Genomic DNA, 23,741 nt, shown 5'->3' on the forward strand with positions numbered 1-23,741 from the left:
CATGACACATTCTTTTGATGCACTGATGCAAGAGTTCCCCATGGTGGCCATTTTACGAGGCATTCGAAAAGACGAAGTGGTTGAACATACCCGAGCTCTGATTGACGCGGGCTTTCGTTTGATCGAAGTGCCGCTGAATTCGCCAGAACCGTTTGTCAGTATTCGCTTGTTGCAAGAGGCCTTTGGTGATCAGGCCGTGATTGGTGCGGGTACTGTATTGACCATGGGGCAATTGACCGAGTTGGTCGCTACGGGCGCAAAATTAATGGTGTGTCCGCACACGGATCCTGAACTGATTAAAGCCGCGAAAGTGGCGGGATTATTTGCTATGCCGGGGTTCTTTACCGCGAGTGAAGCGTTTGCGGCGTTGCACGCGGGCGCAGATGCGGTGAAATTGTTTCCGGCAGAAGCCTTACCAACGATCAATGTGGTGAAAGCCTTAGGCGCGGTGATTCCAGCAGACACTTGGTTGTGTCCGGTGGGCGGTGTGACGCCAGAGAATGTGGCCGATTATTTGAAAGTGGGCGCACGTGGTTTTGGTTTGGGTTCTGCCTTGTACAAAAAAGGGCAGTCCGTGGAAACGACGAAAGCCAATGCCTGCGCTTTTATGGCTGCTTGGAAAGCGTATCAGGCTTAATCCCTCGGATTTTCAGGAGAATAAAAATAATGAAGCAAATCAGTACTCAGCGCCATCAATTAGCAGAAGGGCCGTTTTGGAGCCAAGCCGAGCAAGCCTTGTATTGGGTCGACATTCCGGCTTGCCAAGTGTGGTGTTGGCATCAAGCGTCGAATGAAACGCAACATTGGACGCTGCCGAAAAAAGTCTCTGCGGTGTTTACCACTCAGAGCGATCGTCTGTTAGTCGCTCTGTCGGATGAGATTGCGTATTTAGACAAAGTGACTGGCGAGTTAGAACACCTATGTGAGTTAGACACCGACATTGCTGGCAATCGAAGTAATGACGCTAAGTGTGATCCGAATGGCGTGCTTTGGGTTGGCACGATGGACGACGCCGAAAAGGTCGCGTCGGGTCGACTGTGGAAAATCACACCAGAAGGCAAAAAAACGCTCATGTTAGAAGGTATTGGTATTGCCAATACACTGGCGTGGGACGAGTCACGCGGGCGCTTTTATTTTGGCGATTCCATGACGCGAAAGGTGCACGCTTTTCCGTATCCTGAGTTTTATGACGTGCGTAAACAAAAGCCATATTTCGAAGTAGAAGAAGGCATTGGTGCGGACGGTTCTTGTCTCGATTCCGACGATTGCTTGTGGAATGCAAATTGGGACGGCGCTCGCGTGGTGCGCTACAGCCCTGATGGCGAAGTGCTACAAACGATTGAATTGCCTTTTTCTAAGCCAACGTGTTGTGTGTTTGGTGGCGAGAATGGCATGACCTTATTTATCACGTCGGCCAGTGTGGCAACGAGTGATGAAACACTGGCGAATCAACCGTTGGCAGGTCATGTGGTGGCGATTGATTTAACCAAGATGAACATTGCCGGTGCGCCAAGCCAGCCTTTTTCAGGAGCATAGAAAATGAAATTAGGCGTTTGTTATTACCCTGAACATTGGCCAAAAAGCCGATGGGTGGAAGATGCGCAACACATGCAGCGCATTGGTATTGAATACGTTCGTATTGGTGAGTTTAGCTGGAGCACGATTGAACCAGAGCCCAATGAGTTGCATTGGCAATGGCTGGATGAGTCGTTGGACATTCTTCACGCTCATGGCTTGAAAGTGATTTTAGGTACGCCCACCGCGACACCGCCAAAGTGGCTGGTGGATCGTCACCCTTCTATGTTGGCAAAAGACGAGCAGGGGCGAGTGCGAGGCTTTGGCTCTCGACGTCATTACACGTTTGCCAGTCTTGAATATCGGGAAGCGTGTCGTCGAATAGTGACGTTAATGGCGGAGCGCTATGGTCAGCATCCTGCCGTAGCGTCTTGGCAGACCGACAATGAATACGGCTGTCACAACACTATTTTAAGTTACGCCGAAACGGATTTGGTCGCGTTTCGCATTTGGTTGACGGAGAAATACGGCACGATTGCGGCGTTAAATAAAGCGTGGGGCAATGTCTTTTGGAGCATGGATTATCGTTCGTTCGATGAAATTCAATTGCCAAATCTGACCGTGACCGAAGCCAATCCTTCCCATCGCTTGGACTTTCAGCGTTGTTGTTCAGACCAAGTGGTTGCTTTTAATAAGCTGCAAGTGGCTATTTTGCGAGAACATTCTGTGGGCCGTGATTTAGTGCATAACTACATGGGATTTTTTACGGCGTTTGACCATCACAAAGTCGGTCAAGATTTGGATGTGGCGAGTTGGGATACCTACCCACTGGGCTTTTTGGATCAAGAAGCCATTTATACCGAAGAAGAAAAATACACGTATTTACGTGTTGGTCATCCTGACTTTGGTGCGTTTCATCATGATTTGTATCGCGGGTGTGGGAAAGGGCGTTTGTGGATTATGGAGCAACAACCTGGGCCGGTGAATTGGGCACCACATAACCCAGCGCCGGCAAATGGCGCGGTGCGTTTATGGACATGGGAGGCCTTTTCTCATGGCGCGGAACTCGTCTCGTATTTCCGTTGGCGTCAGGCGCCTTTCGGACAAGAACAAATGCACGCGGGTTTATTGCGACCGGATGCACAAGAAGCCGAAGCCGCACAAGAAGCCGCTTTGGTTGCCGGAGAAGTGAAAGCCTTGGCCGAATCGCTTGGGTTGGACGAGGAAGCGTTGATGTCCTTGCCGAGCGCAGGAAAAGTCGCATTGATGTTTGATTACGACGCCTGTTGGTCGTTGGATATTCAGCCTCAATCTCGCGCTTATCGTTATTTATTCTGGTGTTATCGCCTGTATGAAGCCCTACGAGAGTTGGGCTTGTCTGTCGATATCATTTCCAGTGATGCGTCCTTGGATGCGTATGAGTTGCTGGTTTTACCGGCGCAGGCGCATATCTCGCCTGCGCTACAAGCAAGGCTGACTGCGTTTAACGGTGTGCTGTTGGCGGGACCAAGAACGGGCAGCAAAACCGATACGTATCAAATTCCTGACAACCTTGCGCCAGGGCCATTGGCGAGCTTATTGCCGCTGACGGTAGAACGTGTAGATGCGTTACCTAATCACACTCAGCCAGCAGTATCTGGCCGTTGGGGGGCAGGAAATCTAATGCATTGGCATGAACAAATTAAGACGGCGCTACCGTGCTTGCTAAAGGACGATGGTGGCAAACCTGTGTTGATGGGAGAAGGACGGCATTTTTATCTTGGTTCTTGCATCGACAATGGCTTACTAAAAGCGAGTTTGGCTAAGTTGGCCGAAGCCGCAGGGTTGTCGAGCGTTTACTTGCCGAAAGGGGTGCGTGTTCGTGAGCGTGGCAACGTTATTTTTGCTTTTAATTACGCGTCCCACGAGGTGTTTTTTGAACCAGAAGAGGCGGAGTTGGTCATTGGTGACCGCCATTTAGCGGCGGCGGGTGTGTCGATTTGGAAAAAACGTTAGAAAAGCGCAAAAATAAAGTGGAACTTAGTTTCTTTTATTGATTATTCGTTAAAGTTGGTCAATACTGAAACCTAGTTCCAATTAATAAAATACAATAAAAAGAGGGCTTAGTTAAATGAAAAAAATCCAATCGTTATTAGTCGGTGCCATGGCATTAACGGCCGTTTCCATTGCCAACGCAGGTACCTTGGTGATCAACTCAGATCAGGCCGACCCAGCACCGAAAAAAGCGTTTGCTGAAATCGTGCAAAAATTTGAAGGGGAAAACCCGGATATTACTGTCAAATACAACTTGTATGACAAAGAAGGTTATAAGACCGCTATCCGTAATTGGTTGTCGACCAGTCCACCAGACGTTGTTTTCTGGTATGCGGGCAATCGTATGAAGGCGTTTGTTGATCGCGGTTTGTTTGAAGACGTGAGTGATGTTTGGAAAAAAGAGGATCTAAAAGCCAACATGCCTTCTGCCACACCGGCGATGACGATTAATGATAAACAGTGGGGAGTTCCTTACACTTATTATCAATGGGGCATTTATTACCGAAAAGACATTTTTGACAAGTTAGGCCTTTCTGAACCGAAAACATGGGATGAATTCCTTGCGGTTAATGCCAAGCTAAAAGCCAATGACATCGCACCAATCGCAATTGGTACTAAGTATTTGTGGACCGCTGCGGGTTGGTTTGATTATTTGAACATGCGCACCAATGGTTTGGATTTTCATATTGATTTAATGGATGGAAAAATTCCTTACACGGATCCTCGTGTTCGTAAAACGTTTGAACACTGGAAGGTATTGGTGGATAACGGCTATTTCCTAGAAAATCATGCGTCTTATTCTTGGCAAGAAGCGCAACCATTTATGTACAACGGCAAAGCGGCGATGTATTTAATTGGTAACTTTATTGCGCCAAACTTCCCGAAAGAGCTTGATGGAAAAATGGGCTTCTTCCAGTTCCCACAAATTGATCCGGCGATTGGCATGGCGGAAGACGCACCAATGGATACTATTCATATTCCTGCTAAAGCAGCCAATAAAAAAGACGCACGTAAATTCTTAGAGTTTATGGCGCGTGCTGATAATCAGACCTTGGTGAATGCGGCGTTATTGCAAATTCCACCGCATAAAAAAGCCCATGCGCCTGATAATTACTTTTTGAATAAGGGCGTGGACATGCTAAACAATGCGTCTGGTACGGCTCAATTTTATGACCGTGATACGGATCCGAGCATGGCGCAAGAAGGCATGAAAGGTTTCCAAGAATTCATGGTGAAACCAGAACGTATGGACGCAATTTTGAAGCGCTTAGAAAGTGTGAGAAAACGTGTTTTCAAATAATGGATCCTTGTTTCCGGCACCATAGCGGATAACGTCATCCAGAAAATAAATCTAAAGCCGATTTCAATTTATTGAAGTCGGCTTTTTTTATGCCTTCATTTTTTGGGTTGGCTAGAAACGTCGTTTTCATCAAAGGCGCTTACAAATAATTGCCATGCATAAATATTATGTTATATCATAACTTTTTATGTTGTGGATAATCTTGATATGAGCGTAATGACTTCCTTTAAAAAAATATTGTCTGGGATTGTGGCACTGGGCTTTGTGCTGAGTATGGAGGCGCTGGCAAAGCCCACTGCGGCGAATACCTTGTCTATTAGTGCGGCATTTGAATTTACCAGTTTGGATCCGTCTAAAAATGGTTACATCTACAGTCGAATGCAGGTGTTAGAAACCTTGTTGGATGTGGATGCCAATGGCGTTTTGATACCCGCAATAGCAACACAATGGCGTGTGAGCGAAGATGCGAAAACATGGACTTTTCAACTGCGCGACGGCGTGCGTTTTCATGATGGCTCGTTGTTGGATGCAGCGGCCGTGGTCAACAGTCTGGAGATTGCCCAGAAGAAACACGGAGCGCTTCGTAATGCTCCTATTATGACGATTCGTGCATTGGACCGTCATTCTATCGCCATAACGTTATCTCGACCTTATACCTTGCTCGGTGCTGTATTGGCGAATTATGCCAACAGTATTTTGTCGCCAGCGGCTTATGGAAAAGACGGCGAGGTGTTGGCGTTGTCTGGAACGGGTCCTTATCAGCTTTATCAGTTTTCGCCGCCGCACAAGTTAGTGGTCGAAAAATTTGACGTTTATTGGGGCAAATTGGCCAGCATTCCTTATGCGAGTTATTTAACGGGGCATCGATCCGAGAGTCGAGTGCTGCAAGCCCGAACCGGTCAGGCCGATATTGTGTTTGGCTTGGATCCAGCAAGTCTCATGTCATTAAAGCATTTGCCAAGGTTGACCCTTTATTCGAATGCCATCCCTAGAACCATTGTGTTGAAGATGAACAGCGGACATCGATTTTTAAACGATGTGCGAGCACGACAAGCTTTGAGTTTAGCGATTAATCGCGAAGGCATAGCAAAAGGCATTTTACGCACACCAGGTTCTGAAACTGCGCAAATTATGCCTTCGTCTATGGCCAATTGGCATTTAGAAGGTGTGACTGCGCAAACAGAGGCGTCTGCTGGTACGCCAGGAAGTGTATTGGCAGCATTAGGTTGGTCAAAAAATGCGGAAGGTATACTGGAAAGGAACGGCGAGCGTTTTGAGTTGACGTTGATTACTTACGCCGATCGACCAGAATTGACCGCGGTGGCCACCGCGATTCAGGCGCAATGGCAAGCGGTTGGTGTGTCAACAAAAGTAGAGGTAACCAATTCCAGTGCGATTCCAATGGGTCATCAAGATGGTTCATTGGAGGTGGCGTTAATGGCTCGTAATTATGGTTTTATTGCCGACCCTTTGGGTGTCATGTTGTCGGATTTTGGTTCGAATGGCGGTGGCGATTGGGGGGCGATGAATTGGAATAACCCCGACATATCAGCGTTACTGTCTGCGTTGGAGCGTATTTCGGACCCATATCAATATCGAGTAATTGCACAGCGCAGCGCTCAATTAATTTATGACGAACGCCCTGTGATTCCCGTGACGTCTTATGTGCAACAGACGTCGGTGAATAAACGCGTTCAAGGGTTTCGTTTTGATCCGTTTGAACGCAGTTTTTATTTGAATGAATTGGAGTTTGTAAAACCGTGAAGACTCTGCTTTTTAAAAGGGCGCTTCAATTGTTGACCGTGGTCTGGGGGGTTGGAACGCTGACGTTTATTTTAATGCGTTCTTTGCCTGGTGACATGGCATATCGGATTGCCGCCAGTCGCTATGGTCAAGACAATGTGAACGCGCAAGCGGCTCAAATGGTTCGTGAAGAGCTGCAATTGGATCAAAGCGCTTTTGTGGCCTATTGGCATTGGCTGACCGATCTTTTGCAATTCAAATTAGGCGATTCGCTCGTCAGCGGTATGCCTGTCACGGAGACGCTCCAGCATATGTTGGGGCATTCGCTGTTACTTGCTTTGGCTGGCTTGATGGTGTCGATATTGATTGCTGTTCCGGTTGGTTTGCTGTGCGCTTGGCGAGGCAACCCTTTGGATTCTATTTTTATGGGGTTATCCAGTGTGATTCGGGCTCTGCCAGTGTTTGTGATTGGGGTGTTGTTCATTTTACTGTTTGCGTTGCATTGGCGTTGGTTTCCTGTCGCGGGCTTTGGCTCCTTTTCTCATCTCGTGTTACCTGCTTTCACGTTGGCCCTAAGCTTGGCGGCGGTGTCTAACCGCGTGGTGAGAGACTCTGCTAAGCGGGCTTTTAGCGCGACGTTTTATCAGTTTTCTAAGGTGAAAGGCTTGCCTGCTTGGCAAACATTTAGGCGCCATGGTATTCGGAATATTGCGGTGCCAGTGGTGGCGTTTTTTGGTATTCAATTGGTGAGTATGATCGAAGGTATTGTGATGGTTGAGTCTTTGTTTTCGTGGCCGGGGATTGGTCATGGTCTGGCTCATGCGATTTTTGCTCGCGATATTCCAGTGATTCAAGGCGCAGCGTTGGTGATGGGCGTGTTGTTTGTTTTTCTGAATACCTTGGTGGATATGTTGTGTCTTTGGATTGACCCTAGGGGAGCAAAAACGGAATGAAATTAACGACTTCACAATGGTTAGGGTTGAGTCTGTTGGTGGGTTTGATGGCGTTTGCGGTTTTAGGTTCCGTGTTTACACCTTATACCGTAGCGCAACAAGATTTGAATTCGGTGATGACACCACCTTCGTTGACGCATTGGCTTGGCACCGATCATTTTGGACGCAGTATGCTGTCGCGAATGGCGCACGCGGTCGGGTTGTCTTTTGCATTGAGTCTCGTGTGTGTGTTGACCTCGTCACTTATTGGTACTGCGTTTGGTGTGTGGGCGGTTTGGGGTGGGAAAAAGGTCGATAACGCACTCAGTGTGGCGGTGAATGTATTGCTCGCGCTGCCAGGATTGGTTGTGGTGTTGTTGTTTGCGGCGATCGCACCAGGGTCTTTCTTGGTGTTGTATTTGGCCATCTCTTTGGTGCAATGGGTTGAGTACTTTCGCGTAGTGCGAGCGATTACACAAAACGTGATTCAGAGCCCAGCAAGGCAGTCTTCTCAGATGATGGGCTTTGGCCGGTGGTATCAATTCAAGAGGCATATTTGGCCTGCTATTTCGCCTTCTGTGTTTACCTTGGCTGCGTTTGGTGGCGCGAATGCGATTTTGACCATGGCGTCGTTGGGTTTTGTGTCTGTGGGAATTCAGCCGCCATTGGCGGAACTTGGCCTAATGTCGGTGGCGTTGTTTCCTTATTACAGTGAGGCACCTTGGTTACTCGCTCAGCCTTTGGTTGTGATCGCATTGCTGATATTGGGGTTTCATTTACTGGCAGGGAAACGCGCATGAGTGTGTTATTGAAATTGATTGATGTGGCTGTGTATGTGGGCGACAGGTGTCTGTTGGCGCCGATTTCGCTTGAATTGACACAGGGTCAGCCGTTGACGATATTGGGAAAGACGGGATCTGGAAAGAGTTTGTTAGCGCAAGCGATTATGGGATTGTTGCCGACGGCGTTACGAGTATCCGGTGAGATACACGTTTATGGCAAACGGATGACATGCAGAGAGCGTCAGCAATTGTGGGGCAGGGAATTGGTTATGCTGCCGCAAGAACCGTGGCATTCGCTAGATCCAATAATGAAGTGTGTGGATCAGGTGACAGAAGTATATCAATGCGTGAAAGGGCAAAATAAACAAGACGCCTTAAGGAGTGCGGAAGAGGCGTTGTATCAGGTTGGATTGTCGCACATTGGCAATAAACGACCTGATGAATTGTCTGGCGGCATGGCGCAGCGACTGGCCATTGCGGCGGCAACAGCGGGTGGCGCCACGGTGATTTTGGCGGATGAACCTACCAAAGGGCTGGATGTGTCACGACGAGATGGCATTGTGCGATTATTGCAGTCGCGTTCTCGATTCGGCAGTTTATTGACGATTACGCACGATGTGACGGTGGCGCGCCAGCTTGGCGGAGCATTGCTGGTCATGAAAGATGGTCATTTGGTAGAGAAAGGCGAAACGATGGTCGTGCTTGATTCGCCGCAGGACGATTATACGCGAGCGCTCATTGCAGCAGAGCCGAGTGTATGGACAGATATTGCGCCGCATTCACAAAAACACGATACCGATGATATCTTGGTGGTGGATCAACTGAAGGTCGCACGCGGTGGTCGAACCTTGTTTGATGGCTTGTCCTTTTCTATTAAGCAAGGTGACGTTATCGGCGTGGTGGGTGACAGTGGCTGTGGTAAGTCGACGCTCGGTGACGCATTGCTCCACCTTGTGACCCCTTTGTCGGGGCGTATTGCGCGTTTAAATCAGGCGGCAAAACCGCATCAGTGGTTGAAGCTTTATCAAGATCCGCCGTCTGCCTTTTCAGCCAGTGTGTCATTGGGGCAATTGCTCGACGACATAATTCAGCTTCATGACATTGATAGGACTCGAGTTGCGCCATTAATGGCTAAGTTAAGCCTGCCGAATGGCATTCTTGAGCGGAATTGCTTGGCGGTGTCGGGCGGTGAATTACAACGCTTTTCGATCTTGCGTGCGCTGTTGTTGGATCCGGTGTTTTTATTTGCGGATGAACCAACCTCTCGATTGGATCCGATTACAGCGAAAGAAGTCACCACTTTGTTGGTGTCGTTGGCCAGTGAAGCGGGGTGTGCAGTTTTACTGGTGAGTCATGATGCGGCATTGATTCGTAAAACTTGCCATCAGGTCATTTCGTTATAGTGTGGTTTGACGTTACCGCTTTCGGTTTCACTTGTATTGATGAGTGTTCGAGCCGAAGGCTGGTGACGTTGTTGTCGTGACGTGAATGAGTAAAAGGCTCACAGAAAGAGCGCTTAAGGTTTAAATTCTTCCCATCCTATGGTCTAATTTTTTCTTTGTTACTTTCTACACTAGGAAAAATTATGTTGTTGAAATCCTCACTCTCAATTGCTTTGGTAAGTGCTGCTGTCTTCACTTCCAGTCATTCTTTTGCCTTTGATGACTATTGCACACCGAAGTTAAACACCTATTTGAAAAACGTCGAAAAAACCGTGGAGTCCAAATACGTTTCTCAACGTCAAAAGGATGTTGCTCAGAAAGTATTGGATAAAGTAAAAGCGAGTCGAAACGAGACGAAGGACTGTGTGTTAATCGATAAACTGCTGCCATAAGTTATTCATATTTATTATAGCGAAATACCCGTTTTCTGTTATCTTGTAAGGCGTTAGCAACGTTTTTTAGATGCTTCAACTATACTAAATCAATAATAAACGGGTAGTAGGGGAAACTGGATGGGTGAACTTGAGGCTTCTTTAAAAGTCGCTAAGTCTCTTATTGGAATGCCTTGTGCGGGGCTTATTTTTCAAGATGGTCGTGTTTCGTATTTAGGTGGCGTTGATGGCCTCCGCTGGGGCGATTTTTCTAGTGGACTTTCTTATTCTCACCTGCGGCTTTCTGCTCGTTATCTCGATGTTCAAAATACGCCTTCCGTTCCTCCAATTTTTTCTAATTTTTCTTGTTTGTCTACGGTCCTTGTTGAGCCCATTGTCGGTGCCGGGGCGACTTTATTTTTCTTAAGTGATAAGCCCTGTCCGCTCATCTCGTTATTGTTAGAAGAGCACATGGTTGTCTTGGTCGATTTATTTGCGACTCAGCTGGACGCTGCTTCTCAACCTACTCCGTTAAATAATGATCAAGACCTTATCAGCTATGAAGATCTGCTTAAGCTGAACAATAACGTGCCGGTTTTTATTGCTTTAGTGGGCAAAGACCTTCGTTATGAATTTGTGAATGATACGTATGAACGTCGCTTTTCAATCGCAAAAGAAGATGTGGTCGGCGTGCATGTTGAAGCACACATTCCTACGGATGTTTTCCCTGCGATTAAGGCAAAGCTACAGGAAGCGCTGCAAGGGAAACCAACACGTTTTCATTATGATGTGAATCAAGGTCTGGATGGTGAGAAACGATTCATCGAAGCCTACTATATGCCGCGGATCAACCAGGGAGAAGTCACGGGTCTTTATTTGTGCATGCAGGATGTTACGTCCCAAAGAAGAACGTTACAAACCCTAAAGCATTTGCACGAAGTGACCGCGAATACAGGCTTATCACTAGCGCAAAAACTACAAAGAATTTTACAGGTCGGTTCAGAGCAATACGCATTACCGATTGGTTTGATCAGTTCAATCAAAGGCGATGTGTATCAAGTGGAGTACAGCCATACGCCAAATGGCGAAGTCCTTCCGGGTGCTGTATTTGAGCTAGGTAATACTTATTGTGTACATACGCTTGGAAGCGACTTACCAACATCGTACTTCCATACAGCGATTAGCGATATTAAAGAACACCCTTGTTATCAAAATTTTGGCCTTGAGGCGTACATCGGCATTGTTATTTATGTTGATGGACAGCGTTGGGGAACGTTGAATTTTTCCAGTCCGAATCCTAAAGATCATGCGTTTGGTGATGATGATTACGAAGTGATGAAGTTGCTTTCTCAGTGGGTAGGTAATGAAATTACCCGCAATAAAAGCGATGCAAAGTTGATGACGTCAGAGCGCCAACAGCGCCTTATTTTAGAGGCGGTACACGAAGGAATATTGGGTGTTGATAATGATGGCGTCATCACGTTTGCTAACTCCGCAGCGTGTCGAATTTTGGATACTTCATTAGAGACATTACTGCATAAATCGTTGTTTCCTGTGCTTTCTCATCGAGATGAGCATGGCGATTTATATACATCCGCACTCAGCCCAATTCAAAAAACACTGATGACCGGTGAGAGCAGCCAATCTCGTGGTGAATACTTTGGTGTAGCCCCGTTTGTTTGTGAATACACCTGCATTGCCATGCGATCTTCACAAGGCGACATTGATGGCGCCGTGATTTCGTTTCAAGATAGAACGGAACAAGTTCAAGCGGAGCTCGATCTGCGAGAGCAGAAAATCTTTTTTGAATCCTTGTTCGTTAATGCCCCAGAAGCCATCATTTTGGTGGGCAGCGATCGTAAAATTAAGATGATTAATCCTGCCTTTACAGAACTGTTCGGTTATGAGCTTGAGGATGTTCTGGAAGAAAGTACTCAGATGCTGTACGTCAACGAAAGTGAATTTAAAAAACGCGGCACGGCTTATACCGTCGACCCAGAAAGTGTGTTGAGTCGCTATCGTGTGAGTTACAAGAATAAGCAGGGTGAAATTTTTCATACCGAAACGATTGGTAGCATGATTCCGAACCCAGACGGCAGTCTTGGTGGTTATATTGCTCATGTTCGTGATGTCAGTGAACGGTTAGAAGTGGAACAAAAAATGATAGACACGAACTTGCGGTTGTCTATTGCAACGGATGCCGCAGGCATTGGTGTGTGGGAACTTGATTTGTCCGATAACACCTTGCATTGGGATGATTGGATGTATCGTTTGTACAATGCCAGCAAGGATGAAGGCGATTCGCCACTTCAAATATGGGAAGAGTGTGTTTTTCCAGAAGATAAAGTTAGGCTACAGGATGCGCTGGTTCGACAAGATGACGGCGGTAGTTACTTTAAGAAAGGTGACGACATGTCGTCCCTTTCACAGTATTTAGATTCTGACTTTAGAATTGTACGAAAAGATGGACAAGCCCGCTATTTAAAGTCCAATGCCACCATTGTGTTTGATAAAGATGACAAAGCGACTCGTCTTGTCGGGGTTAATATGGACATTACCTCCGGCAAAGAAACGGAAGATGTGTTGCGTGATGCGAGCGAGCAGGCGCTTGCGGCCAGTAAGGCGAAAAGCGATTTCCTTGCCACCATGAGTCATGAAATTAGAACCCCTCTTAATGGCGTTCTTGGCATGGCCGAACTGCTTTCTACTACCAAATTGGATGGCGAACAGAGCGAGCAATTGCGTGTGCTGCAAGAATCGGGTGAGGGCTTGTTGGGTTTGATTAATGACCTTTTGGATTTCTCCAAAATTGAAGCGGGTCACCTTTCCATTGAACGAGTCGATTTTGATTTGGAAAGAGCCGTTTACGATGTTGCGCGTTTATTAATGGTGAAAGCGGAAGAAAAGGGGGTGGATTTGCTGGTCGAGTTTGATGGCAGTTGCCCACGCTTTTTGGTAGGAGATGTATTTCGGATCAAACAAATTTTGATCAATTTAATCAGCAATGCCATTAAGTTTACACACCTTGGTCATGTGTTGGTTTCTACAAAAGGCTCAGTGGATCTGCAGGGTATGGTCTCTGTCACCATTAATGTCATCGATACGGGTGTGGGGATTGCAGATGATGTTCAGCCTCATCTCTTTAATGCATTTGTTCAGGCGGACAGTTCGACCACGCGAAAATTTGGTGGTACAGGTTTGGGTCTTGCCATCACCAAACAACTTGTTGGTCTGATGCATGGCGAGGTGTCGTTATCGAGTGAATTGGGCGTTGGGTCGAATTTCACGGTTGATTTCGCGTTGCCAGAAAGTCACGCGATGTCCAATATGGATACAGTGATAGATGAATCGATCTTAGCGGGCAAAAAAACGTTAGTTATCGATGATAATGAAACCAATTTAACCATTTTAAAGAATCAACTTAAGTCTTGCGGAATTGATGCCGATATAGAAAGTAATTCTGTTAAGGCTTTGCCAGCGATTAAGCAAGCGATCAAAATTGGCAAGCCGTATGACATTATTGTATTGGATTACATGATGCCAGAGTTAGATGGTTTGATGTTGTCGAGCTTTATTCGGGCAGAGAGCAACTCGCTGACGCAACCTATTATTTTGATGACGTCTTCAGCGGGATTGCTATCACAAGAAGATTTGTCTGCTGCCGGCGTAAGTGTGTGCATTGCTAAGCCCATGGGAGGTGTATCGCTGAAGAAGGGGTTGATCTCCGCGATGGCGTCAGGCACCGTCGGCCAACAGTTTTCCAGTGGGGAATTGAGTCGACTTGATAACAAAGAAGACAAAACCAATGACGCCAAAGAAACACATTTAAGAAACGGTGTGATTCTGGTTGTCGAAGACATGAAAGCGAATATGGCGGTGGCGCGAGGGATTTTGGCTAAAATGGGTTTTGATGTCATTGAAGCGGAAGACGGCGCCATTGGAATAGAAAAGTGGCAGGCTCATCATCCTGATTTGATTCTGATGGACTTGCATATGCCAGTTATGGATGGCTTGTCTGCCATGCGCCGTATTAGGCAGGCAGAGAAAAAAGGCCAAGGTCAGCGAGTGCCAATCCTTGCTCTAACGGCGGATATTATGCCAGGAACCTTGTCTGAAGTGCTGCGTGCTGGTGGCGACGGTTTGGTGCCTAAGCCGTTCAAGCAAGTCAAACTGATGGAAGTGTTAGATCAATGGTTGCCGACCGGGAGTGTGTCGTTAATCTCAGAAACTAAAGAGGATATGCCGATGGTGTCTGCGTTTGATGTTCAGTCAACAATGGTGATTGATGAATCCGTTCTAGAGGGCTTGAAAGCCATTTTAGGTGACGATTCTTTGTTGCTCATTGATGCTTTTTTTAGTGATGCAGATGGCATCGTTGCGACCTTATCCACCATACTTGAAGAAGAAAACCTCTCCGACTTCCAGTCTCTATCACAGTGCTCACACAGTTTAAAATCCGTGAGTCAAAATGTAGGGGCAATGACATTGTCGGCTATGGCGGCTCAATTGGAAGAGGAAAGCCGTAAAAACGATATTGCCAATTTACCGGCAAAGTTGAACGAAATTATTGAGATGTACCAACACGTTAAAATTGAACTTAAGCGTATAGCGAAAACATTATGAAGGTATTAATCGTAGATGATACGAACACTGATCGTTTATTGCTTAAACTGCATCTGTCTAAGATGGGCTTTAGCGTTATTGAAGCAACCGATGGTCAAGAAGCCATCAATCAATTTGTCCTGAACGCGGAAGATTTGGACTTAATTCTTATTGATGTGCAAATGCCTAATGTGAATGGCATCGACGCTGTGAAAGCCATTCGTGACATTCAGAAGCAGCAAAAGCAAGAGTGGTTGCCAGTTATTTTTTTAAGCGCCAGCGCAGAAGATGAGGCTATTGAAGAGGCGATAACTGCGGGCGGAGATGACTATCTTATTAAACCGATCAGCCAGAAGATATTGGCGGCAAAAATGTTAGCCATGCAGCGAATTGCAGACATGAGGCGTCGACTAGTGGAATCCAACCGATTGTTTGAAGAAATGGCCTCAACAGATTATCTGACGGACGTGGCAAACCGTCGCTCGTTTGAAGTGTTATTAACGCATGAAATGTCCGCTAGTCGGAGAGGTCTAAGTTGTTTGGCGTGCGGAGTATTCGATTTAGACAAGTTTAAAGCGGTTAATGATACCTTTGGTCATGATGCTGGCGATGCCGTTTTGATTGCCGTTGTTGAGCGTATTAAACATGTTCTTAGGCAGAGTGATGTTATTGGGCGTTTGGGTGGCGAAGAGTTTGGAATCATTTTACCGAATATGGATATTAATGAAGTGTTAGTGGTGTTCGATCGCTATCGTAGTGCCATCGAAGAAAGCCCAATCGTACATGAAAACGTTGAAATTCCGGTCACGATTAGTATTGGTGTAACCGTATTTAATGGTGGAAATGAGACAAAAGAAGAATTGTTAAAGCGCGCAGACGAAGCGTTGTATGAAGCAAAAGAAACAGGGCGCAACAAGGTCGTATATCGACCGTAACAGTTAGGATTTTTAATAAAGAAAAACCGAGAATCCAGCGATGCTCGGTTTTTTTTCGTCTAGAACTTATGGTTAATTACGCAACAGCGGCGTTTTTACCTTGATCAATCTTCTGGTTAACAGTTGCTAATAATGCCTGAATGGAGGCTGAAACAATGTCGTTATCAATCGCCACGCCGTTGAAACGATCACCATTAATATTCGCTTGAACATAGGCAATCGCTTGTGAGTCACTGCCGACAGTCAAGGCGTGCTCTTGATATTGGATGATATCAACACGCATATTAAAGTGTTTGCCCAAAGCTTCACTGAAGGCAGAAAGTGCACCATTGCCATCGCCTGAAATTTTGATCGAGGTATTGTTGCCAATTAATTCAGCATTCACTGTATCAACATCGTCTTTCGCAAGGTCATATTTGCCCAACTGGTAGGGTGTTGTCCCCGTCATGAAACTGCTTTCGAATAAGTTTTTCATCGATTCTGCGTTTACTACGCCGCCGTCTTTTTCTGCGAACTGCTGAACGATTGGGCTGAATTCCACTTGTAACCAACGAGGCAATGCTAAGCCGTATTCTTGCTCAAGTGTATAAGCAATGCCGCCTTTACCAGATTGGCTGTTTACGCGGATGACTTCTTGGTAGCTGCGACCCACATCACGAGGATCAATAGGCAAGTAAGCGACGTCCCAAGGTTTGTCGTCGGTTTGGTTCGCCAAGCATTTCTTGATGGCGTCCTGATGGGAGCCAGAAAAAGCGGTGAACACCAATTCGCCTGCGTATGGATGTCGCGGGTGAACTTGTAATAAAGTGCAAGCTTGAACAACACTGATGATGCGGTCCATATCGCCCAACGCTAACTCTGGATCAATACCTTGGCTGTATATGTTCATCGCCATTGTGACGATGTCCATATTGCCTGTACGTTCGCCGTTACCAAGTAATGTGCCTTCAATGCGGTCCGCGCCAGCCATGATGCCCAGTTCCGCAGCTGCCACACCACATCCACGGTCATTGTGTGTGTGAAGGCTGATAAACATACTGTCGCGTTTTTTGACATTGCGGCAGAAATATTCAATTTGGTCGGCATAACGGTTAGGCGTAGATACTTCCACGGTGGCCGGTAAATTGATAATGATCTTGTTGTCTGGTGTGGGTTGCCAGACTTCCGCGACAGCGTCTACAACGTCGATTGCGTAGTCGATTTCTGTCCCAGTAAAGCTTTCAGGTGAGTATTGGAAAACCCACTCTGTTTCAGGGTGCTTTTCAGCGTGTTCTTTAACGCATTTCGCGCCATTAACGGCGATTTGCTTGATGCCTTCCATGTCCATACGAAACACTTGCTCGCGCTGTGTTGTGGACGTTGAGTTATAAACATGAACAATGGCTTTTTTAGCGCCTTTCAACGATTCGTATGTGCGAGCAATCAATTCAGGACGTGCCTGTGTTAATACTTGAATGTAAACATCGTCAGGTACTTGTTCCTCTTCGATCAACCAGCGTACGAAATCAAAGTCCAATTGAGACGCAGCAGGAAAGCCGACTTCAATTTCTTTAAAGCCTACATCAACCAGTAGGGCGAAAAATTGTTTCTTTTGTTCCACAGTCATCGGTTCTACCAATGCTTGGTTGCCATCACGCAGGTCAACGCTGGACCAGATAGGTGCCTTGGTGATGTCTTTGTCTGGCCAAGTACGGTTTTGTATTGAGACAGGCTTAAACGGCGTGTACTTTTTATGGTTAAAAGCGGTGTGGTCAAAAGATGTCATGATCTTTCCCTTCTTCATGTTATAGAGCTGGTAAGCTCGGGTTGTTATTTAACTCACTTGGTTGAGTGTTCTTCTATGTTTCTATCATAGCGAATTTTATTGGGTAAAAGATTGCGTTTTTTTATGGAAATATCAAGTAAAATAGCATTATATTGCGTCATGGTTGTTAATTTTGGCAGTGAGGAGTGCTTTAAGTGGGATTTGATAAGATCGATCTGAATATTTTGCGAGAATTACAGCAAGATTCTAGCTTAACGAATCAAGAATTGGCCGATCGAGTTGGCCTTTCAGCATCGCCTTGTTTGCGGCGTGTGAAAGCGCTGGAAGAGAGTGGCGTTATTGATCGAAGTGTGACCTTGTTAGATGAAAAAAAATTGGGTTTGAAGTTAACGGCGTTTATTCAGATCAGCATGGATAGACATACACCAGATCGCTTTGAGGTGTTTGAGTCCCTATTGGAATCGTATCCAGAAGTGAAATCATGCAACTTGGTCACGGGGCAATCGGCGGATTATCTACTGGAAGTCGTGGTGGAGGACATGGAGCGCTATCAGGAGTTTCTTCTTGGTCGATTGACGCGCATCGCTGGTGTAACGGGTGTTCATTCCAGTTTTTTATTACGAAGAATAATAAATCGTACGTCATTGCCACTTGATCACCTGGTTTAGTGGCTTATTTCCTTATTTAGCATTGATATTTTTGCATTTGACCAAATAAATGGGCGATATACTTAGTGAAGTAAAAATCCCTATAAAGAGAAGCAGTATGAGTGATTTAACAATAAAGCGTCGAGTTATGATTCCCGTGAGGGCGGGCGACGTGATGGCGGAATTTATTTCCTTTAACGGAGACGATTCCGGCAAAGAGCACATAGGGATATTTTTCGAAGGAAAGCAGGTGAAAAAGGACGGCGTTGCGCCATTGGTTCGCTTGCATTCAGAATGTTTAACGGGCGATGTATTTGGTTCGGGTCGTTGTGATTGTGGTGAGCAATTAGACGAAGCGATTGATCGTATTAATGAAGAAGGCGGCTATATTCTTTATCTTCGTCAAGAAGGCCGAGGTATTGGCTTGTACGCAAAGCTAGAGGCGTATGCGCTACAAGACCAAGGTTACGATACGTATCAAGCCAATGAAATGCTGCATCTTCCTGATGATGGCCGTGATTTTGGTATCGCGGCGAAAATGTTGCAGGCACTTGGCGTTTCAAAGGTAAGGTTGTTAACGAATAATCCAGACAAAGCACAGCAATTGACTGAGCATGGTATTGACGTTGCGGAGTTGGTCCCAACAAAAGTTCATGTGAATCAGCATAATCGTTTGTATCTAGAAACGAAGGCTAAACGCAAGTTACACACACTCAAGTTCGATTGATGCTTATTTAATAATGCGTGTGTGATCGTTCATGTTGAGAAGAAACAATAAAGGCGCCAAATGGGCGCCTTTATTGTTTTCGTCAATTGACGTTTTATTTCTTTGGGGCGGGTTTTTTCTTTTTCTTTTTCGCGCTCGGTGAACGAGCTTTCGTTTTTGGTTCAAGGCCTTCTATGCGGCCAAATTTAATGTTGGCTTGCATGAAACGTTGAATTTTTTCGATCATTGGTAAATCGTTGATGTCGATTAACGAAATACATTCGCCCGGTGCACCTTCACGAGAGGCGCGTCCTGCGCGGTGGATATAAGAATCCGCTTTGCGTGGTAAGCGAAGATTGATCACGGTATTGATTTCAGGAAGGTCAATGCCACGAGACGCGACGTCGGTTGCGACTAATACTTGCAAGCGACCGCGCTTCATTTGCTTCATGTGTTCACTTCGGTCGCCTTGCTTCATTTCGCCGTGTAAACCGTCACACATCAGGCCCATTTTACGAATGCGTTGTACCCAAACATCCACATGTTCCCGGTTTGAAACAAATAAAACGGCTTGTTGAACGCGTTCTTGTGTAAGAAGGTGTTTCAAGATCGCTTCTTTGTGTTCTTCGCTGTCTACGCGATAAGCGGATTGACGAATTTGGCTAGGCACTGTTCGAGAGGATTCACCCAAGCGAATTTGCTGCGTTTCGTTGTTTAAAAGTGCGCTAGCGAAGCGCCCCATTTTTTCGCCTTCTAATGTGGCGGAAAACATGAGCGTTTGATGTTCTTGTGGGAGTTCTTTCGCAATATGGTTGATGGCGTTTACAAAGCCCATATCCAGCATACGATCGGCTTCGTCGATGACAAAATAAGACACATCAGTAAGATCAAGCCATTGTTTCTCATCCAGTTCAACCAGTCGGCCTGGTGTAGCAACAAGTATGTCGCATGGTTCGCTCAATTGTTGCTGCTGCATGCCGTATGGCGTGCCGCCGATAATAAGGTGTGATTGGATTCGAGTGTGTTTTGTCAGTTGCTCTACCACGTTGTAAATCTGGCGAGCCAGCTCGCGGCTTGGTGCCAAGATAAGCACTTTCGGTGCCGTTGTAGATTGTTCGTCTCGATCAAGAATGTGCTGAATAGCCGGTGCGCAAAAGGCAATGGTTTTTCCTGTACCTGTTGGTGCAGTAGCAAGAAGATCAGAACCGTCTAAAGCGATCGGAATGGCTTGTTCTTGGATTTCTGTTGCGGTCTCAAAGCCAAGATCGCTAATGGCTTGTTCTATGGTGAAATCCAAATCTAAATCAGCAAATGACATGTAAACTCTCTGTAACGGGATAAATGGCACAACCATCTATGAATGTCATAAATTGACTATGATTATCATAATGAAAATGGTCGTAAACCACTATAAGGACTGTATTGTGATTCATGATACCTTGTTTTCTGGGGATTCGAAATCGAAACCTCTGTTGATGGCCTGATAAGTTAGACCCTTTGTGCGCTTTGCTCTAAAATACAAAAAAATATTCATAAGAAGACACGTTATGCTGCTATCGGATGAGTTGGTTACTGCTCAAACCATGAAATGGGTAAAAGAATTCATTGTGGCGTTAAATGTTTGCCCTTTTGCTAAACGTGAAATGGAGCGAGACAGTGTGCGCTGCATGGTGCTACGTTCTAAAAAAATGGATGTGGCGTTGGAAGAGTTGATGGCGGAAGTGCAATGGCTAGATGAGCACCCTGAAACAGAAACGACATTGCTGGTTTTCCCTACATTATTCAAAGATTTTCATCGCTATTTGGACTTTGTGGATGCGGCCGAAAATCTCATGTTTGATCAAGGTTGCGAAGGGGTTTATCAGTTGGCGACGTTCCACCCAGATTATTGTTTTTCTGGAGCGGAGTCAGACGATGTTTCGAATTACACCAATCGTTCCCCTTATCCCATGCTGCATCTTTTAAGAGAGGCGAGTGTGGATAAAGCGATTGAGTTTTATGGTGATACCTCTGAAATACCCAATCAAAATATTGAAAAAATGGAAACGCTTGGAAAATCGAAATTAGACGATATGTTTGCTGTTTGTATGAGAACAGAAAATAACGACTAATTTGTCATTTAAACCTGCCTGTATTGCGCTTATGAATGAAGTGCGTATAGTGCGAAAAAAATTGCTTGCCGGAGAATTCATGGCTACTCAAATTGGACGCTTAAATACATTAAGAGTCGTAAAAGAAAAAGATTTTGGTGTGTATTTAGACGCGGATGACCTCGGCGAAATTTTGTTGCCAAAACGTTACGTACCAAAAGACTTGTTGGTCGATGATACGATAGAGGTCTTTGTTTACTTAGACTCGGATGACAAGCTCATTGCGACAACCGAGTTTCCGAAAGCGCAAGTTGGTGAATTTGCCGCGTTAACGGCGATTGCCGTGAATCAGGTTGGCGCTTTTTTTGATTGGGGATTGCCAAAAGATTTGTTGGTGCCTTTTAGTCAGCAAAAAAATCGAGTGGAAGAGGGTGAAACACATTTGCTTTTCATCTATTTGGATAACATCACCAATCGAATCGTGGCAACAACACGAGTCGATGCGCTGTTAAACCGTGAAGAAGCACCTTATAAAGTGGGCGATAAAGTATCTATCATCATTGGTGATAAAACGAATATCGGTTTTAAGTGTGTTATCGATAATCGCTTTTGGGGGGTTTTGTTTTTTGAAGATGCCTTTAGACAGCTTCGTAAAGGTGAAAAAACCACCGGATTTATCAAGCAGATGCGCGAAGATGGCAAGATTGACTTAAGTCTTCAAGAAGTCGGCTATAAAAAAGTACGTAATATTTTAGATGATATCTTGGAGTATTTGGATGCGCAGGGTGGTGAATCGCCTTTGACAGACAAAGCCTCGCCAGAAGCCATTTACGCTGTCTTTAAAGTCAGTAAAGCGACGTATAAAAAAGCGATTGGCGCATTGTATAAAGAGAAAAAGATCCAGCTGACAAAAGAAAAGATCACGAAGATATAGGTGTTGGTACCGATTGACGTTTTAATAAAGCTGCTAAGTGATACTTAGCAGCTTTTTTTGTGTCTCTTCACGTTGCTCTGGAAAAGCGACGCCATTATAGAGAAGTTGTTGGATAGGTAAGTCTATTGGGCTGTTGTTCAGTAGAAATCCTGATATGAAGCTGTTTTCCGTTTGGCGTTGTAATCGGATGTCTTCGTGCATAGATGAGCGATTGAGCCGTGTCAGCTGAGCAATGGTATTGACACGATTTTTGAGGTTTTCAGGCGTTAAATGTTGGCTTTGATCAGCATAGCTAAACTTTGGGTGTGAAAATACACTCGCCAGTTCGGATAATGTTGCATTGACCAATGGCTTGAATTCATCGTTTAAAATATCGCCATTATGGATGCTGAAGATTGCTGTAATTGGATTAATAACCGCATTAACGGCCAGTTTTTCGATCATTCTTTGATGAATGTTGGTAACGGTTAATCCATCAATTGGAAATGCTTTGGCTGGTATGGATGGTTGCCATTCACCGAAGTAAGTGTCTCCTAATCCTGTGTGTTTGATGTGATTTGGTTCAATTTTCAAAACCCCTTCACTGGTTGTTCCTGCCCAGAGCGTTTGGTTTTCTGATAACGCATTCTGTAGCTCTTCTTGAGCGCCAATGCCGTTACATAAACATGCAATGTTTGCATCGTCAGTAATGTGTTGAGCCACTTGTAAAAAAGCATTTTTTAAATCAAAGGATTTTGTGCAAAGTAACACCTTGTCATAAGTGTCTGTCAGTTCGCTTGCGGCAACGCTTTTTATCTTATGTTTGGAAACCGTAATTTGCTGATCACCATTTTCATTGGTTAGTGACTCCAGTGTGATTTTTTTACCTGGATTCTCTGATCGGTACACTAGGTGAACTTTGTAGCCTAGTTCTTCGAGCTTACAGGCCCAAAAAAGACCGATGGCGCCAGCGCCAATGACTAGCCAAGGCGTGTTCTTCATAAATAGGTTTCCATTAGGTGTTTTATTTCAATCCCTGCTATTATCGCCCCAAAATACATGTTTGAAAATGCAAAGGAGCAGAAAATGCCATCATTTGACGTAGTATCTGAGCTAGATTGGCACGAAGTCAGTAATGCCGTGGATCAAGCTAACCGAGAAATTACAACTCGTTATGATTTTAAAGGTGTTAAAGCAAACTACGAAATTAAAGATAAAACCAGTGTTGTGATGGAGGCTGAGGCGGAACCTCAACTTCGTCAGATGTCTGATATTTTAAACCAAAAATTGGTTAATCGTGGTATCGACTTAAAAAGTTTGGAAAAAGAATCCGTTGTAAAAGGCAACATGCGAGCGTCACAAGCCGTCAGAATGAAAGAGGGCCTTGAAACGGATGAGGCGAAAAAAATCGTCAAATTGATCAAAGAGAGTAAAGTAAAAGTTCAGGCGCAAATTCAAGGTGATCAACTGCGTGTAACAGGTAAGAAGCGTGATGAATTGCAGCAGGTTATGGCATTGTTGCGTGGTGCTGATTTAGCGCAGCCAGTGCAGTTTACAAACTTCAGAGATTAAGTTTTTCTGCTCAATATAAGGAAGGTGGTGTTGTGTTTCATCGACTACCTTCCTTTTTTTCATTTACGGTAAGTTTTGTCCCGACTACTGTCCAGCCTTCTTGTTCAAGTTTCGCTCTTTGTCTTAAGTAGGCATCCGTGTTTTCTGCGAAACTGATTCGTTGTTGTGAATTAATGACTCGGTGCCAAGGCAGTTTGGTGTCTTTGGGTAGGTTTTTCATTAAATGCCCCACTTGACGAGCGTAGCCGGGAAAACCTGCTTTTTTCGCCAATTCACCATAAGCAATGCATTCACCCTTTTTTACATCGTGCAAAGTAAGGAATACTTGATATTTAAAATGATCCATCGCTTGATTAGTCACAAGTTTGCCCATAAATAGAAGTCATTAATCG

The 23,741-nt window shown here is 45.3% G+C and carries 20 protein-coding genes; 16 read left to right on the plus strand and 4 right to left on the minus strand.

Annotated elements, in window-relative coordinates; translation table 11 throughout:
* The first annotated feature begins 1 nt into the window (after position 1).
* From D104_RS21395 to D104_RS21440, 11 genes are all read left to right on the plus strand, one after another.
* Positions 2 to 637: a 2-dehydro-3-deoxy-6-phosphogalactonate aldolase gene (locus D104_RS21395; RefSeq protein WP_031214429.1), complete on the plus strand. Its 636-nt coding sequence runs from the start codon at positions 2 to 4 to the stop codon at positions 635 to 637.
* A gap of 29 nt (positions 638 to 666) precedes the next feature.
* Positions 667 to 1,536 carry an SMP-30/gluconolactonase/LRE family protein gene (locus D104_RS21400; RefSeq protein ID WP_024022687.1) on the plus strand — a complete coding sequence of 290 codons (870 nt, stop codon included), beginning with the start codon at positions 667 to 669 and terminating at the stop codon, positions 1,534 to 1,536.
* Positions 1,537 to 1,539: 3 nt separating this feature from the next.
* A complete protein-coding gene (locus tag D104_RS21405) occupies positions 1,540 to 3,510 on the plus strand; it encodes a beta-galactosidase (protein ID WP_024022688.1) in 1,971 nt (656 codons plus the stop codon).
* 115 nt (positions 3,511 to 3,625) lie between these two features.
* Positions 3,626 to 4,849 carry an ABC transporter substrate-binding protein gene (locus D104_RS21410; protein WP_024022689.1) on the plus strand — a complete coding sequence of 408 codons (1,224 nt, stop codon included), beginning with the start codon at positions 3,626 to 3,628 and terminating at the stop codon, positions 4,847 to 4,849.
* A gap of 207 nt (positions 4,850 to 5,056) precedes the next feature.
* A complete protein-coding gene (locus tag D104_RS21415) occupies positions 5,057 to 6,613 on the plus strand; it encodes an ABC transporter substrate-binding protein (protein WP_235075880.1) in 1,557 nt (518 codons plus the stop codon).
* The gene (locus D104_RS21420; RefSeq protein WP_024022692.1) at positions 6,610 to 7,545 is read left to right on the plus strand and encodes an ABC transporter permease; all 936 of its coding nucleotides are present in this window, start codon (positions 6,610 to 6,612) and stop codon (positions 7,543 to 7,545) included. Before D104_RS21415 ends, D104_RS21420 begins: the two co-directional genes overlap by 4 nt.
* On the plus strand, positions 7,542 to 8,324 hold the full coding sequence (locus D104_RS21425; RefSeq protein ID WP_024022693.1) for an ABC transporter permease: 783 nt from the start codon (positions 7,542 to 7,544) through the stop codon (positions 8,322 to 8,324). Before D104_RS21420 ends, D104_RS21425 begins: the two co-directional genes overlap by 4 nt.
* The gene (locus D104_RS0118620; RefSeq protein WP_031214433.1) at positions 8,321 to 9,709 is read left to right on the plus strand and encodes an ABC transporter ATP-binding protein; all 1,389 of its coding nucleotides are present in this window, start codon (positions 8,321 to 8,323) and stop codon (positions 9,707 to 9,709) included. The genes D104_RS21425 and D104_RS0118620 overlap by 4 nt, the downstream gene beginning before the upstream one ends.
* A gap of 182 nt (positions 9,710 to 9,891) precedes the next feature.
* Positions 9,892 to 10,140: a hypothetical protein gene (locus D104_RS21430; protein ID WP_024022694.1), complete on the plus strand. Its 249-nt coding sequence runs from the start codon at positions 9,892 to 9,894 to the stop codon at positions 10,138 to 10,140.
* 120 nt (positions 10,141 to 10,260) lie between these two features.
* Entirely contained in the window at positions 10,261 to 14,742 is a 4,482-nt protein-coding gene (locus D104_RS21435; protein WP_024022695.1) for a PAS domain S-box protein, read from the plus strand.
* Positions 14,739 to 15,656: a GGDEF domain-containing response regulator gene (locus D104_RS21440; protein ID WP_024022696.1), complete on the plus strand. Its 918-nt coding sequence runs from the start codon at positions 14,739 to 14,741 to the stop codon at positions 15,654 to 15,656. The genes D104_RS21435 and D104_RS21440 overlap by 4 nt, the downstream gene beginning before the upstream one ends.
* Before the next feature lie 76 nt (positions 15,657 to 15,732).
* Here D104_RS21440 and leuA read toward each other — a convergent pair whose 3' ends face one another.
* Positions 15,733 to 17,421, minus strand: a complete 1,689-nt coding sequence (leuA, locus tag D104_RS21445; protein ID WP_024022697.1) for a 2-isopropylmalate synthase — start codon at positions 17,419 to 17,421, stop codon at positions 15,733 to 15,735.
* A 194-nt stretch (positions 17,422 to 17,615) separates the two neighbouring features.
* On the opposite strand from leuA, the gene D104_RS21450 reads away from it, so the two are divergent.
* Both D104_RS21450 and ribA read left to right on the plus strand, forming a co-directional pair.
* A complete protein-coding gene (locus D104_RS21450) occupies positions 17,616 to 18,089 on the plus strand; it encodes an Lrp/AsnC family transcriptional regulator (protein WP_024022698.1) in 474 nt (157 codons plus the stop codon).
* Between the two features lie 97 nt (positions 18,090 to 18,186).
* Entirely contained in the window at positions 18,187 to 18,795 is a 609-nt protein-coding gene (gene ribA, locus D104_RS21455; protein ID WP_024022699.1) for a GTP cyclohydrolase II, read from the plus strand.
* 94 nt (positions 18,796 to 18,889) lie between these two features.
* Here ribA and D104_RS21460 read toward each other — a convergent pair whose 3' ends face one another.
* The gene (locus D104_RS21460; RefSeq protein WP_024022700.1) at positions 18,890 to 20,092 is read right to left on the minus strand and encodes a DEAD/DEAH box helicase; all 1,203 of its coding nucleotides are present in this window, start codon (positions 20,090 to 20,092) and stop codon (positions 18,890 to 18,892) included.
* A 229-nt stretch (positions 20,093 to 20,321) separates the two neighbouring features.
* Here D104_RS21460 and D104_RS21465 point away from each other — a divergent pair, with 229 nt between their 5' ends.
* Both D104_RS21465 and D104_RS21470 read left to right on the plus strand, forming a co-directional pair.
* A complete protein-coding gene (locus tag D104_RS21465) occupies positions 20,322 to 20,885 on the plus strand; it encodes a DUF1415 domain-containing protein (RefSeq protein WP_024022701.1) in 564 nt (187 codons plus the stop codon).
* A 79-nt stretch (positions 20,886 to 20,964) separates the two neighbouring features.
* On the plus strand, positions 20,965 to 21,798 hold the full coding sequence (locus tag D104_RS21470; RefSeq protein WP_031214434.1) for a CvfB family protein: 834 nt from the start codon (positions 20,965 to 20,967) through the stop codon (positions 21,796 to 21,798).
* Between the two features lie 33 nt (positions 21,799 to 21,831).
* Here D104_RS21470 and D104_RS21475 read toward each other — a convergent pair whose 3' ends face one another.
* Positions 21,832 to 22,779 (minus strand): ketopantoate reductase family protein, encoded by a 948-nt coding sequence (locus D104_RS21475; protein ID WP_024022703.1) that lies wholly within the window; start codon positions 22,777 to 22,779, stop codon positions 21,832 to 21,834.
* Positions 22,780 to 22,863: 84 nt separating this feature from the next.
* Between D104_RS21475 and D104_RS21480 the strand changes: the two genes are divergently transcribed.
* Positions 22,864 to 23,349, plus strand: a complete 486-nt coding sequence (locus D104_RS21480; RefSeq protein WP_024022704.1) for a YajQ family cyclic di-GMP-binding protein — start codon at positions 22,864 to 22,866, stop codon at positions 23,347 to 23,349.
* A 37-nt stretch (positions 23,350 to 23,386) separates the two neighbouring features.
* On the opposite strand, the gene D104_RS21485 is transcribed toward D104_RS21480, so the two are convergent.
* Positions 23,387 to 23,710: an MGMT family protein gene (locus tag D104_RS21485; protein ID WP_327024842.1), complete on the minus strand. Its 324-nt coding sequence runs from the start codon at positions 23,708 to 23,710 to the stop codon at positions 23,387 to 23,389.
* Positions 23,711 to 23,741: the final 31 nt, after the last annotated feature.

The organism is Marinomonas profundimaris, assembly GCF_000508165.1.
GTDB lineage: Bacteria > Pseudomonadota > Gammaproteobacteria > Pseudomonadales > Marinomonadaceae > Marinomonas > Marinomonas profundimaris.